Annotated in this window: 11 protein-coding genes; all 11 read left to right on the top strand. The window is 43.7% G+C overall.

The window, feature by feature from the left end:
- The first annotated feature begins 48 nt into the window (after window positions 1-48).
- The 11 genes from OGM16_16895 to OGM16_16845 all read left to right on the top strand — a co-directional run bounded on the left by OGM16_16895 (window position 49) and on the right by OGM16_16845 (window position 13982).
- Window positions 49-1389, top strand: a complete 1341-nt coding sequence (locus OGM16_16895) for a purine permease (GenBank protein ID UYJ46439.1) — start codon at window positions 49-51, stop codon at window positions 1387-1389.
- 181 nt (window positions 1390-1570) lie between these two features.
- Window positions 1571-3139 (top strand): cardiolipin synthase, encoded by a 1569-nt coding sequence (gene cls / locus OGM16_16890; protein UYJ46438.1) that lies wholly within the window; start codon window positions 1571-1573, stop codon window positions 3137-3139.
- Window positions 3140-3648: 509 nt separating this feature from the next.
- The gene (locus OGM16_16885; protein UYJ46437.1) at window positions 3649-4821 is read left to right on the top strand and encodes an S-layer homology domain-containing protein; all 1173 of its coding nucleotides are present in this window, start codon (window positions 3649-3651) and stop codon (window positions 4819-4821) included.
- 10 nt (window positions 4822-4831) lie between these two features.
- The gene (locus tag OGM16_16880; protein ID UYJ46436.1) at window positions 4832-6535 is read left to right on the top strand and encodes an efflux RND transporter periplasmic adaptor subunit; all 1704 of its coding nucleotides are present in this window, start codon (window positions 4832-4834) and stop codon (window positions 6533-6535) included.
- 176 nt (window positions 6536-6711) lie between these two features.
- Window positions 6712-7428, top strand: coding sequence for an ABC transporter ATP-binding protein (locus OGM16_16875; GenBank protein ID UYJ48498.1), 717 nt, complete (start codon window positions 6712-6714; stop codon window positions 7426-7428).
- A complete protein-coding gene (locus tag OGM16_16870; protein UYJ46435.1) occupies window positions 7412-8590 on the top strand; it encodes an ABC transporter permease in 1179 nt (392 codons plus the stop codon). Before OGM16_16875 ends, OGM16_16870 begins: the two co-directional genes overlap by 17 nt.
- A gap of 179 nt (window positions 8591-8769) precedes the next feature.
- Entirely contained in the window at window positions 8770-9456 is a 687-nt protein-coding gene (locus OGM16_16865; protein ID UYJ46434.1) for a response regulator transcription factor, read from the top strand.
- Window positions 9457-9459: 3 nt separating this feature from the next.
- Complete coding sequence (locus tag OGM16_16860) at window positions 9460-10872, top strand: ATP-binding protein (GenBank protein UYJ46433.1); 1413 nt, start codon at window positions 9460-9462, stop codon at window positions 10870-10872.
- A gap of 166 nt (window positions 10873-11038) precedes the next feature.
- Window positions 11039-12091 (top strand): ABC transporter substrate-binding protein, encoded by a 1053-nt coding sequence (locus OGM16_16855; GenBank protein UYJ46432.1) that lies wholly within the window; start codon window positions 11039-11041, stop codon window positions 12089-12091.
- A 176-nt stretch (window positions 12092-12267) separates the two neighbouring features.
- Window positions 12268-13185, top strand: a complete 918-nt coding sequence (locus OGM16_16850) for an ABC transporter permease (GenBank protein UYJ46431.1) — start codon at window positions 12268-12270, stop codon at window positions 13183-13185.
- Window positions 13185-13982: an ATP-binding cassette domain-containing protein gene (locus tag OGM16_16845; protein ID UYJ46430.1), complete on the top strand. Its 798-nt coding sequence runs from the start codon at window positions 13185-13187 to the stop codon at window positions 13980-13982. Before OGM16_16850 ends, OGM16_16845 begins: the two co-directional genes overlap by 1 nt.
- The last annotated feature ends 36 nt before the right edge of the window (window positions 13983-14018 follow it).

Here is a 14018-nt window from a genome sequence, read left to right as displayed (position 1 = left end):
ACTTTTAGAATGAGAGTACATCGCAAAAGATTGGAGGCAGCAAAAACTATGAAAGAGAATGTAAACTGCAGCATCAGCAATATTTACAAACTAGACGGACGGGTGCCCATTGGAAAAGCGATTCCATTTGGTCTTCAGCACATTTTGGCAATGTTCGTATCCAACCTGGCACCTATCACCATGATCGCAGGTGCTGCAAAGGTACCAGTAACTGGTGCAGAGCTTGGCATGCTTCTTCAGAATGCAATGTTCGCAGCAGGTATAGCAACTATGATCCAGTTGTATCCTTTATGGAAGATCGGATCAAGACTTCCGGTTGTAATGGGTGTCAGTTTTACTTTCGTAACTGTACTTAGTACGATCTCAGCTAATTACGGGTATCCGGCAGTAATAGGAGCCGTACTTATAGGTGGTCTTTTTGAAGGAACCTTAGGACTTTTTGCAAAATACTGGAGAAAGATCATAAGCCCTATCGTGGCAGCATCTGTAGTAACTGCTATTGGTTTCTCACTGTTTACAGTAGGTGCCAGATCCTTTGGCGGCGGTTATGCAACAGATTTTGGTTCTATGTCAAACCTGCTGTTAGGTCTGATTACATTAGCAACCTGTCTGCTTTGGAACATGTTTGCTAAGGGATATTTAAAACAGCTTTCTGTATTAGCAGGTCTGATCGTCGGCTATGTTGTTGCGATCTTTATGGGAAAGGTAGATTTAAGTATGATCATGTCCGGCGGCATCATTGCATTGCCGCATCTGCTGCCTATTAAACCGGAATTCCATGCAGGAGCTATCATGTCTGCATGTATCATCTTTATGGTATCTGCAGCTGAGACCATTGGTGATACTTCTGCACTGGTAGCAGGCGGTTTAGGACGTGATATCACAGGAGAAGAGATTTCCGGTTCTTTAGCATGTGATGGATATGGTTCCTTTATTTCAGGTTTGTTTGGTTGCCCGCCAGTTACCTCATTCTCACAGAACGTAGGTTTGGTAGCAATGACTAAGGTTGTAAATCGCTTTACTATTATGACAGGTGCAGCAGCAATGATCCTGGCAGGTCTGTTCCCGCCAATTGGTAACTTCTTTGCATCCCTTCCTCAGTCTGTACTGGGCGGATGTACTATCATGATGTTTGGTACTATTTTAACATCTGGCATGCAGATGATCGCAAATTGCGGATTCTCCCAGAGAAATATCACCATCGTTGCAATGGCATTATCTATTGGTATTGGTTTTACTACTACCAGTGAAAGTGGTATCTGGGCTGGATTCTCACCAGTTGTTCAGTCTGTATTCTCTGCAAACGTAGTAGCAGTGGTATTCGTAGTGGCAATTATCATGAACCTGATCCTTCCAAAAGATATGGAAGTACAGAAACTGGATAATTAAGGAAAATACAAAAGAACGTGACAAAGGTCCGGAGCCGGAATGTGGCTCCGGATTTTTTTCGTTTGACAATGATCTTCAATATACATTGCATTTTCTGGAAAAAAGTGGGATAATTATTGATTAAATAAGTTATGATAGAAGAAGTTGTTAGATGTTGAGAGAGAAATAAGGAGCGATATACATGAAATCACAGCCAAGGCCAAGAAGCCTTTTCAGGATCATTTTTGGAAGGACCACTTTTGTGATAGTGGGTCTGCTGCTGCAGATCGCTTTTTTCTTCAGTATTTTCCACTGGCTGGGAAATTATATTCATTTTGTATATGCTGGTTATGTGCTTGTCAGCGCATCTGTTGTGATCGCTATTTTAAATAAGCCTATGGATTCCAGCTTTAAAATGGCATGGATCATACCGGTACTGCTGATACCTATTTTCGGCATTGTCTTATATGTGTTTGTACAGGTCCAGTTCCAGACCAGGGCGCTGGCAAGGCGGGTAAACCAATCCGTTGAAAAGACAAAGCCTTATCTTGTTCAGGATCCCCAGGTGCAGAAAAGGCTGCGGGCTGCCAGTGTACGTGGAAGCCGTCTGGTAGATTATATGAATCACATTGCTGGTTTCCCTGTGTATGAAAATTCGGCAGCGAAATTCTTCCCCCTGGGAGAAGATATGTTTGAGCAGCTGATGGAAGAACTAAAAGCAGCAAAGCATTTTATCTTTATGGAATATTTTATCATTGACCGGGGGTATATGTGGGACAGTATCCTGGAGGTCTTAAAGCAGAAGGCAGCAGAGGGAGTGGAAGTGCGCGTTATGTATGACGGTATGTGCTGCCTTATGCTCCTTCCTTATCATTATCCCCAGAAACTGGAAAAAATGGGCATCCGGTGTCAGATGTTTTCACCGATCAAACCGGTGCTTTCCACCCATCAGAATTACAGGGATCACAGAAAGGTTACAGTGATCGATGGACATACAGCCTTTACAGGAGGCGTGAACCTGGCAGATGAGTATATTAACCGGAAAGAACGTTTTGGACACTGGAAAGATACAGCGATCATGGTCAAGGGAGATGCGGTAAAAAGCTTTACCATGATGTTTTTGCAGATGTGGGATGCAGCAAGCCCAAAAAGCAAGAATGAAGAAAATTATGAGCAGTATCTGGTACCGGCAGATTATAAACTGCCGGAGGGATATGCAGGAAATGGATTTGTCATGCCATATGCAGACAGCCCTTTAGATGAAGAACAGGTAGGGGAACAGGTCTATCTGGATATATTAAATCAGGCAAAGTCCTATGTGCACATTATCACACCATATCTGATTCTGGATGACGAGATGAAAAACGCCATGGCCTATGCGGCAAAGCGCGGGATCGATGTGAAGATCATCATGCCCCATATTCCGGACAAAAAGTATGCGTATCTGTTAGCAAGAACCTATTATCCAGAACTGATCGCTTCCGGAGTGAAGATCTACGAATACGAGCCTGGCTTTACCCATGCCAAGATCTTTGTCAGCGATGATGAAAAAGCAACTGTGGGAAGCATCAACCTGGATTTCAGAAGCCTGTATCTGCATTTTGAGTGTGGAACCTATTTATACAGAAACAGCACAGTTGCAGATGTGGAGAAGGATTTTGAGAAAACGCTGGAAAAATGCATTCCAGTTACATTAAAAGACTGCGCCCAGTATAACTGGTTTGGAATTAAGGCCGGAAGGTTCCTAAGATTAATCGCACCCCTAATGTAATGACCCAAAAGAAAAACAAGCGCCACCGTAGGTGGCATTTGTTTTTCTTGGGTCATTAACGAATGAACCGCCTGCGTCAGCAGGCAGTAAAGCGCGCCAGCGCGGGGTTCGTGAGTCTAAAATAAAGAAACAAGCGCCACCGTAGGTGGCATTTATTTTTCTTGGGTCATTAACGAGCGAACCGCCTGTGTCAGCAGGCAGTGGAGCGCGCCAGCGCGGGGTTCGTGAGTCTAAAATAAAGAAACAAGCGCCACCGTAGGTGGCATTTGTTTTTCTTGGGTCATTAACGAGGAAGCCGCCTGCTTTCAGAAAAAAACACAACCAGAACACATTTTGGTCACAAACCAATGATAAACTTTCAAACAATGAACAGAACATGAACAAATAGTTACAGTTCAGCCATTACATCGTCTTGTTTCCATATTCATGAAAACAAGAGGCTTGGTGGGTCCACCCTATGCTGAGTTGGATGAAAAAGTTGTTAAAGTGTTTGAGAGGAGTTTTCCATTATGAAAGTACGAAAAAACCACACACGTTTCCTGTGCGGATCTCTGGCGGCTGCGGCGGCGATTTCCCCCATATTAAGTATGACTGCATGGGCAGATAATATTTCCACTGCCAATTTTAATCTGCGCCAGCAGGTTGTAAAGCTGACCGGCATTATGGAGATAACCAGTTTCAGGGAAAGTGTTACCAGGGCTGACTTTGCAAAAATGCTGGTAAAGGCCTCCAGTTACCGGGAAAATCTGCCAACCTCCAATGTTTCTGTTTATGCAGATGTACCGGCAACGGATCCAAATGCAGTGTATATCCGCATTGCAGCAAGAGAAGGCTGGATGAATGGATATTTAGGTGGAAAATTCAAGCCGGAGGATCCGGTCCTTTATAAAGACGCAGTAAAGGCCATTCTCACTATGTTAGGCTATACAGATGAGGATTTTACAGGAGATCTGGTTTCTTCCCGCATATCCAAGTTTAACTATCTGGAATTAAACGAAGATGTAAGCCGTCAGGCTGCCGATGAAGTGAACCAGACTGACTGTATGAATATTTTTTATAACCTGTTAAAGGCAAATAAAAAGGACAGTAATGAAATCTACGGTAAGATCTTAGATTGTGAGTTAAATTCTGATGGAGAGATCAATCCTATCACCATTCTGGATGATGCGCGGAAAGGCCCGATCCTGGTACATAAAAACTTCAGTGTTTCCCAGTCTGTACCTTTTGACACAGAGGATGCAAATGTATTTTTAAATGGCGTGGCAAGTACATTATCAGCTGTAAGATCTGCCCAGCAGCAGGCTGGATTTGCAGTTTTATATTACAACGTAAAATCAAAGACTATCTGGGCTTATACAACTATGGGCTGGGACAAAGATGATGATTCCGGCAATAATTCTTATATCCTTTTAAAAGGCGAGATCAAAAATATTTATTATAAATCCACCGATGTTATGACACCTACATCTGTTCGTATTGAGGTAGACAAGGCTAATTCCGATGATAGCTTCGACAGTAGTGAGGATGAAGATTCTGACGGCTATCTGACGATCAGCCTGGATTCTTCTGAACTTCAGTATATGTTCTCTATTTATGGGGATCTGGAGGTAGGAGATGATGTTGTTCTGGTATGCAACCGCAATGGCAGCTCCTATACAGCAGTTGATGCTCTTGAATACTAAGGGGGATATTATGAAAAAGAAGAAAAAGCTGATTAAAGTGGTGGTTATACTTCTTGTGACCGCCATTGTGGCAGGAACAGTCTTTATATGGAAGAGCCATAAAGCGAAAGCAGCAGCGGCAGCTGCAACAGCAGAAAATACAGCAACTGTAGAAAAAAGAAGCATCAGCTCCCAGCTGTCTTCTTCAGGTACCCTGGAAGCAAAGGATACATACAGTATTACTTCCATGGTAGAAGGTGAGGTAATATCTGCCAATTTTGAAGAAGGTGACCAGGTTGAAAAAGACCAGGTTCTTTATGAGATCGATCGTTCCAGTATGGATACTGACTTAAACAGTGCCCAAAACTCTGTCACCCGGTCCCAGACTTCCTATGAGGATGCATTAGATGACTATAACCAGGCAGTATCTGATTACAGCGGAAACACCTACAAGGCCACAGATACTGGATATATCAAGGAACTGTATGTCAGTGTGGGAGATAAAGTCAGTGGAAATACAAAACTGGCTGATATTTACAGTGATGATCTCATGGAGATCCGCATTCCATTTTTAAGCGGTGAAACAGAACTGATCCCGGTGGGGAGTACAGCAGTCCTAACTTTAGTGGATTCAGGAGAGCAGATCGAAGGTACGGTCAAGGCAGTTGCAAACAGGGAAGAAACTCTTTCCGGTGGTCGTCTGGTAAAATATGTGACCATTACTGTAAATAATCCCGGCGGACTTACAACGACAACTGCAGCCTCTGCCCAGATTGGTGAGTTTGTGGGAAGCGAAGAGGGAACTTTTAAAGCTTCTACAGATACCACTATGAATGCAGACCTGGCTGTAAATGTAGAAGTAGAGGAACTTCTGGTCCATGAAGGGGATTATGTAACAAAGGGAACTCCTATTTTCCGAATGACTTCCCGGACAGCAGAAAAACTGATGCGAAATTATAAGGATGCTTTAGATAAGGCCCAGGAAAGTGTTGAGTCTGCCCAGAGCAAGCTGGAAAGCACCCAGGATAACTATGATAATTACACCATTACAGCCCCTATCTCCGGCCAGGTGATCACAAAGAACTTTAAAGTAGGGGATAACATTACAAAAAATACCAGTTCTACAACTACACTGGCAACCATCTATGACCTTTCTTCCCTGACATTTAAAATGCCCATTGATGAGCTGGATATCCAGAGTGTAAAGGTGGGGCAGAAGGTAACAGTAACTGCAGATGCCTTTGAAGGCCAGACCTTCTCAGGAACTGTTACAAATGTAAGTCTGGAAAGTACCTATTCTAATGGTGTCAGCACCTATCCGGTCACTGTGACCATGGATGAGGCAGGAGATCTGCTTCCCGGTATGAATGTAGATGGTGTGATCACATTAGAAGAGGCAAATGATGTTCTTACGATCCCGGTAGATGCCCTGATGAGAGGCAACCAGGTCTATATTAAAGATGATTCTGTAAAAGAGCAGAGTGGTCCGGTTCCGGCAGGCTTTAAGGCAGTAGAAGTTGAAACAGGCCTTACTAATGATTCTTATGTGGAGATCAAGAGCGGACTTTCTGAAGGCGATACAGTCTATGTGGCAAAATCCAGTACAGATTCCAGCAGCTTCTTTATGGGCGGTCCGGGAATGGGCGGTCCCGGCGGTGGAATGGGCGGCCCGCCAAGTGGCGGCGGTAATGGCGGTGGAAACCGTGGAGGTAATGGCGGCGGTGGTCCAAGATAGAGTTATCCACAATAGAGCAGGGCAGTGTGAAAAATGCGGCAATAGTGAAAGGAGTTTTTATGTTCCGTTTACGTAAGGGTCAGCAGGATGATAAAAACAGGAAAAATGATGCAGATGAGAAAAATACTCATGAGATAAAAACTCAAAATAAAGATAATGATACAAATGATGCAGATCTGGATCAACCGGGCAAACATCTCATTGATCTCCGCCACATTTTCAAGATCTACCATCTTGGGGGTGAAGAGGTCCGCGCCAATGATGATGTAAGTGTAGCCATTGATAAAGGGGAATTTGTTGCCATTGTAGGAAAATCCGGAAGCGGAAAATCCACATTGATGAATATCATTGGGGCATTGGATGTTCCTACCAAAGGAGAATACTATCTAGGCGGAGAAGATGTAAGCAAAATGGAAGATAAACAGCTTGCAAGGATCAGAAATAAGATGATCGGTTTTATTTTCCAGCAGTACAATCTTCTTCCGAAGTTAAATTTGCTGGAAAATGTGGAGCTTCCTCTTCTTTATGCAGGAGTGGGAAGTGAGGAGCGAAAGCAGCGTGCTATGGCTTCTTTGGAAAAGGTAGGTCTGGCAGAAAAGTGGAAAAATATGCCAAACCAGTTATCCGGCGGTCAGCAGCAGCGTGTTTCTATAGCCAGGGCATTGGCCGGGGATCCGTCCCTGATCCTGGCAGATGAGCCTACAGGTGCCCTGGATTCAAAAACCAGCCGTGAGGTTTTGAATTTTTTGAAACAGTTAAACAAAGAGGGAAATACCATTGTGATGATCACCCATGATAATTCCATTGCCATGGAGGCCAAACGGGTGGTACGCATTGCAGATGGACACAAAATATTTGACGGAGATGTAAAAGATTATGCTGCAATCCTTTAAACTGGCTATAAAAAGCATATGGGGCAATAAGATGCGCTCTTTCCTGACTATGTTAGGGATCATAATTGGTGTGGCAGCGGTCATCATCCTGGTAAGTCTGGTCAATGGCTATATGGGAAGCGTAGTGGAAAGCTTTGCCAGCATGGGCGTAAACCAGATCAATGTAAATATGACCAATCTTACATCCCGTACAGTAGATGTGGACCAGATGTATGCATTTTACGATGAACACGGGGATCTTTTTGACGGTATCAGTCCTAATGTATCTTTGTCAGCTACTGTAAAAAAGGGAGATGACTCCATGAGTTCTACCAGTGTGGCAGGCAGAAGCGAGCAGTACCTGGATATGAAGGATTATGATCTTCAGCTTGGAAGAAATATCGCCTACTCAGATATTGCTTCCCGCCAGAAGGTATGCGTGATCGGTTCTTATGTGGCCCAGGAACTGTTTGGAAGTGCACAAAAGGCCGTTAGTGAGACATTAAAAATAAATGGTTATGCTTTTAAGATAGTTGGTATAGTGGAGACACAGGATGAGGAAAACATGGAAGACGGCGGAACAGATGATTTTGTATGGATTCCTTACAGCGTAGCTACCAGTCTTGCAGGAAGTGCTAATATAAGCAGTTATACATTAACGGTATCAGATACGGATAACGCGGATACAGCTAAAACACTGATCCAGAATTTTCTGTATGAAACCTTTAAAGACAGTGATCTTTACAGAGTGACAGCCATGAGTGAGATGTTAGACTCCTTAAACGAGCAGATTGCCATGATGAGCGGCATGCTGGGTGGTATTGCAGGAATATCCCTTTTAGTTGCAGGTGTAGGTGTTATGAATATCATGCTGGTATCTGTAACAGAGCGGACAAGGGAGATTGGTATCAGAAAGTCACTGGGAGCGGACAAGGGAACCATTTTACAGCAATTTGTTATTGAAGCAGCTGTGACCAGTTCCTTAGGCGGTGTAGCAGGCATCCTTATAGGCTGCGCTGCCACAAAAGTGGTAGGAACCATGATCGGGATCTCTGCCACTCCCACACTGGCGGCAGTGCTTATCTCCTTTGGAGTGTCTGTAGCTATTGGCCTGTTTTTTGGATATATGCCTGCGAGAAGGGCGGCAAACTTAAATCCGATCGATGCATTAAGAAGTGAGTAACAGTCATATCTACCTGTCAGGGCAGAAGGCGAAATTACTGCAATAAAAGCCAAGTGTAAAGTTTTACATAAATTTTACATTTGGCTGTTTTTGTTTTTACACAGCTGTGGTATGCTGATGGTAAGTGCATAACCGCATTTTGCGGCTTTGCGGTTAAAAAGGGAAGGACGAGGATCACCATGGATAAGATTTATATCATTGAAGATGATGAAAACATACGTAATCTTTTAAAAATAGCGCTGGAAGGCTTTGGCTATGAGGCAGAAGGCTTTGAAACAGCAGAAGAAGGTCTGGCGCGCATCAAAGAAGAAGCACCATCTCTGGCTATTTTTGACTGGATGCTTCCGGGGATGGATGGTGTTACAGCAATCCGCCAGATACGCCAGACAGATGGTCTGCAGGAGCTTCCCATTATGCTTTTAACTGCCAAAGAGAAGGAGCTAGATAAGGTAGTAGGTCTGGACTGTGGTGCCGATGATTATATGGTAAAGCCCTTTGGTGTCCTGGAGCTTTCTGCAAGGATACGCAGCCTGCTGCGCCGCGCAAAAAGAGAAGAGAAGAAGGATATCCTTAAGTTTGAAGATATTGAAATCAACAAAAAGACCAGGGAGGTGACCAGTGAAGGCCATTTATGTGAGCTGACCTTAAAAGAATTTGAACTTTTAGTCTATCTCATGGAAAACCAGTCCCGTGTGGTCACAAGAGATGAACTTTTAAATCAGGTATGGGGTTATGAATATGACGGAGAGACCAGAACGCTGGATATGCATATCCGTACGTTACGCCAGAAACTGGGAAAAAAGGGAAGTTACTGTATTAAGACAGTCAGAGGCGTAGGCTACAGACTGGTACATCAGGAGGGATGACCTATGAGAAAGGCAATTCTGGAGAAATTCATTTTTGTACTTTTGGCGGCGCTGTGTATTAACAGCGTCATCTTTTATATTGCCAGCAGGAATACGATACTGGATACAACAAGAAAAGACATGCTATATACTATGGAAATGATTGACCGCACATTGGACTATGACGGGGATCTGTTAGAACAGGTGCGCCGCATGGAAACTTTTACAGCCGGAAATACCAGCCGTATAACGCTGATCCGTACAGATGGAACGGTTGTATCTGACTCAGATGCAGATCCATTGGAACTTGACAATCATTTAAGCCGGAAAGAAGTGGTCCAGGCACTGGAAAATGGCAGCGGCTCTGCCAGACGTTATTCCCATACCTCAAAGAGAAATCTTTTATATGTGGCCTATAGATCCAACCGGGCAGATATGATCATCCGTGTTTCTGTGCCTTATTCCGGGGCCAGTGAATATCTGACTATGCTTCTGCCGGCGGCTCTTTTCAGTTTTCTGGCAGCTCTTGTCTGCGCATTGGTAGTTTCCAGACGTTTTGTGGATTCCGTTACACAGCCTTTAAGCAATATTGCAGCGGAAATGTCAAAGGTAAAGGGGGATTACAAAGGGGATTATACAGAACTGCATTTTGAAAAGTGCCAGTATCCGGAGTTAAATGTGATCGCAGAAACCACCATGGAAATGTCAAAAAATGTAAAAGCATATCTGACCCGGATCGACAAGGAAAAAAGGATCCGTCAGGAATTTTTCAGCAACGCTTCCCATGAATTAAAGACTCCTATCACATCGATCCAGGGATATGCGGAATTAATAGAAAATGGCATGATTCAGGATGAGAATATGAAAATGGACTTTATCAAAAGGATCAAGAAGGAGGCCATTAATATGGCCGGTCTTATTAACGATATTCTGATGATCTCCAGACTGGAGGCAAAAGATGCAGAAGTGGTGGTATCAGATGTGAGAGTCAGTGTGCTCCTTGAAGAAATCATAGACAGTTTAAAACCTGCTGCAGCAGCCGGACAGGTATTTATGCACTGTGACTGCCAGCCTCTTAGCATCAAGGCTAATCCGCAGCAGGTGAAAGAGCTGCTCTCCAATCTGGTGAGCAATGCAGTAAAATACAACCGGCCAGGTGGTCAGGTATGGGTAAATATCCGGGAAAAAGACGGAAATATGGTTGCCCGTGTACGGGATAATGGTGTTGGCATCCCTCAGGAAAGCCTGGATCGCATTTTTGAGCGGTTCTACCGCGTGGATAAGGGCCGGAGCCGGAAACAGGGCGGTACCGGTCTGGGACTTTCCATTGTAAAGCATATTGTAAATTTTTATCATGGAACTATCCGTGTTACTTCACAGCTGGAAGAGGGTACAGAATTTGTAGTTACTATTCCTTTAAACTGGAAAGATCTTTAAAATGTAAAAAACTGGAAAAATTATTGGTAAAAATGACGAAAAACACTTTATTGCTTTAAAATCACAAAAATTTAAAGTAATAAAATTGACGTGCAGATTTTTTTGTAGTATCATACCCTTAGTTCGTATAAAACGAATGAGTTTTTATCGAAAAGAGGACGGTATTATGAAAAAATCTACAAAAATCGTGTCACTTTTATTAGCAGCAGCATGTGCAGCATCTATGACCGGATGTGGCGGTTCTGGCAGCACAGCTACTACAACAGCAGCTTCCAAAGCAGAAACAGAGGCAGCTTCTTCTGAAGAAGCAAAGAGTGAAGCAGCAGCTTCTACTGATGGAAAAACTTATAAAGTAGGTATCTGCCAGCTGGTACAGCATGTAGCGTTGGATGCAGCTACCCAGGGATTTAAGGATGCATTAACAGATGCACTGGGTGATGCAGTCACCTTTGATGAGCAGAATGCACAGGGTGATTCCAATACCTGCTCTACTATTATCAACAGCTTTGTTTCCAATAAGGTAGACCTGATCCTTGCAAACGCAACTCCTGCTCTGCAGGCAGCACAGGCAGGAACCAATGAGATCCCTGTATTAGGAACTGCTGTTACTGAGTATGGTGTAGCCCTTGGCATTGACGGATTTGACGGTCTGGTAGGCGGAAATATTTCCGGTACTTCTGACCTGGCTCCGTTAGATGAGCAGGCAGCTATGCTTCATGAACTGTTCCCGGATGCAAAGAATGTTGGCCTGTTATATTGCTCCGCAGAAGCTAACTCCCAGTATCAGGTAGATACTGTAAAGGCAGCTCTGGAAGAAATGGGATATACCTGCGAATACTATGCATTCTCTGATTCCAACGACCTTGCAACCATTACTACTAATGCAGCAACCAACAGCGATGTGATCTACATCCCAACTGATAATACAGCAGCAGCAAATACTGAGATCATCAACAATATCTGCCAGCCTGCAAAGGTTCCTGTCATTGCAGGAGAAGAGGGAATCTGCTCCGGCTGCGGTGTTGCAACTCTTTCTATCAGCTATTATGATCTGGGTGTTGCAACTGGAAAGATGGCAGTTAAAGTCCTTACTGGTGAAGCTAATATTTCTGAGATGCCAGTAGAATATGCACCTCAGTTTACAAAGAAGTATAACAAGACCATCTGCGATGCACTGGAGATCAAAGTTCCGGATGACTATGTAGCCATCGAAGAATAATAGGTTTCCAGAGAAAAATTTAATGTAAAAAATTTCGTGGCAGACACAGCGGGAAGGTGGATATGGCTTTCCCGCTGTAAATGTTCTCCCGGAGTCTTTCTGGTACAGTTATTTCGAAAACGATGTACTAGTACAGAATGGTTGAGGGAGTCCTCTGCTGTAAAAAGGGGAAAACAATGAATATAATGAGTTTATTAAATGCGCTTCCTGGAGCAGTGGCACAGGGTCTGGTCTGGGGCATCATGGCCATTGGTGTTTATATCACATTTCGTATACTGGATTTTGCGGATCTGACCGTAGACGGTTCTTTGTGTACCGGCGGTGCAGTCTGCATTATGATGATGTTAAAGGGACAGAATGTATGGGTGTCCATGGTGGCAGCACTTTTGGCAGGTATGGCAGCAGGCTGCGTTACCGGACTTTTACATACCTTTATGGGGATTCCGGCTATCCTTTCCGGTATCCTTACACAGTTGGGATTATATTCTATTAACTTGAAAATAATGGGAAAGGCAAATCAGGCGATCAACGTAGATAAGTATGACCTGCTTGTATCTTTACGTTTTATCCGCAATGTGCCTCTCTTTAAAAATACTATTCTTTTAGTATCACTGATCATCATTGTGCTGATCATTATCCTTTACTGGTTCTTTGGCACTGAGCTTGGCTGTTCCATCCGCGCAACTGGCTGCAATGACAAGATGGCGAGAGCTCAGGGTATTAACACTGACTTTAACCGTGTTCTGGGTCTGATGATCTCTAATGGTCTGGTGGCTCTTTCAGGAGCGCTTCTTTCCCAGTATCAGGGCTTTGCTGATATTAATATGGGCCGTGGTGCTATCGTTATCGGTCTGGCTGCTGTTATCATTGGGGAAGCAATCTTCGGAAAGATCTTCCGCAACTTTGGCCTGCGTCTTTTAAGCGTTGCCTTTGGCTCTATTATTTATTATCTGGTACTTCAGGTAGTCATCTGGCTGGGAATTGATACAGATCTGTTAAAGCTGCTGTCAGCGGCAGTTGTAGCTATTTTCCTTGCAATCCCAACATGGAAGGCACGTTATTTTTCAATGGGTTCCAAAGGAGGTAAAGCCTGATGCTTCAGATCAAACATGTATCAAAAACCTTTAATAAAGGCACAGTGAACGAAAAACAGGCGTTAAGGGATTTAAACCTTACGCTGAAAGAGGGAGATTTTGTTACGATCATTGGTGGTAATGGTGCCGGCAAATCCACTATGTTAAATGCCATTGCAGGTGTATGGCCGGTAGATGAAGGACAGATCATCATTGATGATAAAGATGTAACAAAGCTTCCGGAATACAAAAGGGCTGCTTTTTTAGGACGTGTGTTCCAGGATCCTATGAATGGAACTGCAGCTACTATGGGAATTGAGGAAAATCTGGCTCTGGCTTTAAGAAGAGGAAATCTTCGTACCTTAAAACCAGGTATCAATAATAATGAAAGAAAGCTTTACAGAGATCTGCTCTTAAGACTGGGGCTGGGACTGGAAGACCGTCTGACGTCTAAAGTAGGACTTCTTTCCGGCGGACAGAGACAGGCTCTGACACTGCTGATGTCTACTTTGAAGCGCCCAAAGCTGCTTTTGTTAGATGAGCATACAGCAGCCCTTGATCCGAAAACAGCAAGAAAAGTCCTGGAACTGACAGAAGAGATGGTAAATGAACAGCATCTGACCGCCTTAATGGTCACTCATAACATGAAAGATGCCATTCAGATCGGCAATCGCCTGATCATGATGAACAGTGGCCATGTTATTTATGATGTGGAAGGCGAGGAGAAAAAGAAACTGACAGTAGAAGATCTGCTGGCAAAATTCTCCGAAGCAAGCGGTGAAGAATTCTCTAATGACCGTATGATGCTGGCAAAATAGAAAATGCAAATATGTTTTGTTGCCCGAGGGGGATGT

The sequence above is a fragment of the Lachnospiraceae bacterium genome (assembly GCA_025758065.1).
Classification (GTDB): domain Bacteria; phylum Bacillota; class Clostridia; order Lachnospirales; family Lachnospiraceae; genus Enterocloster.
Note: the sequence above shows the minus strand (reverse complement) of the source record. Positions and strands in the feature narration are given on the sequence as shown.

Bases quoted from the DNA above. Each gene is read 5' to 3' on its own strand.
- OGM16_16895 (UYJ46439.1), top strand. From the start codon at position 49: ATGAAAGAGAATGTAAACTGCAGCATCAGCAATATTTACAAACTAGAC.
- cls (UYJ46438.1), top strand. From the start codon at position 1,571: ATGAAATCACAGCCAAGGCCAAGAAGCCTTTTCAGGATCATTTTTGGA.
- OGM16_16885 (UYJ46437.1), top strand. From the start codon at position 3,649: ATGAAAGTACGAAAAAACCACACACGTTTCCTGTGCGGATCTCTGGCG.
- OGM16_16880 (UYJ46436.1), top strand. From the start codon at position 4,832: ATGAAAAAGAAGAAAAAGCTGATTAAAGTGGTGGTTATACTTCTTGTG.
- OGM16_16870 (UYJ46435.1), top strand. From the start codon at position 7,412: ATGCTGCAATCCTTTAAACTGGCTATAAAAAGCATATGGGGCAATAAG.
- OGM16_16865 (UYJ46434.1), top strand. From the start codon at position 8,770: ATGGATAAGATTTATATCATTGAAGATGATGAAAACATACGTAATCTT.
- OGM16_16860 (UYJ46433.1), top strand. From the start codon at position 9,460: ATGAGAAAGGCAATTCTGGAGAAATTCATTTTTGTACTTTTGGCGGCG.
- OGM16_16855 (UYJ46432.1), top strand. From the start codon at position 11,039: ATGAAAAAATCTACAAAAATCGTGTCACTTTTATTAGCAGCAGCATGT.
- OGM16_16850 (UYJ46431.1), top strand. From the start codon at position 12,268: ATGAATATAATGAGTTTATTAAATGCGCTTCCTGGAGCAGTGGCACAG.
- OGM16_16845 (UYJ46430.1), top strand. From the start codon at position 13,185: ATGCTTCAGATCAAACATGTATCAAAAACCTTTAATAAAGGCACAGTG.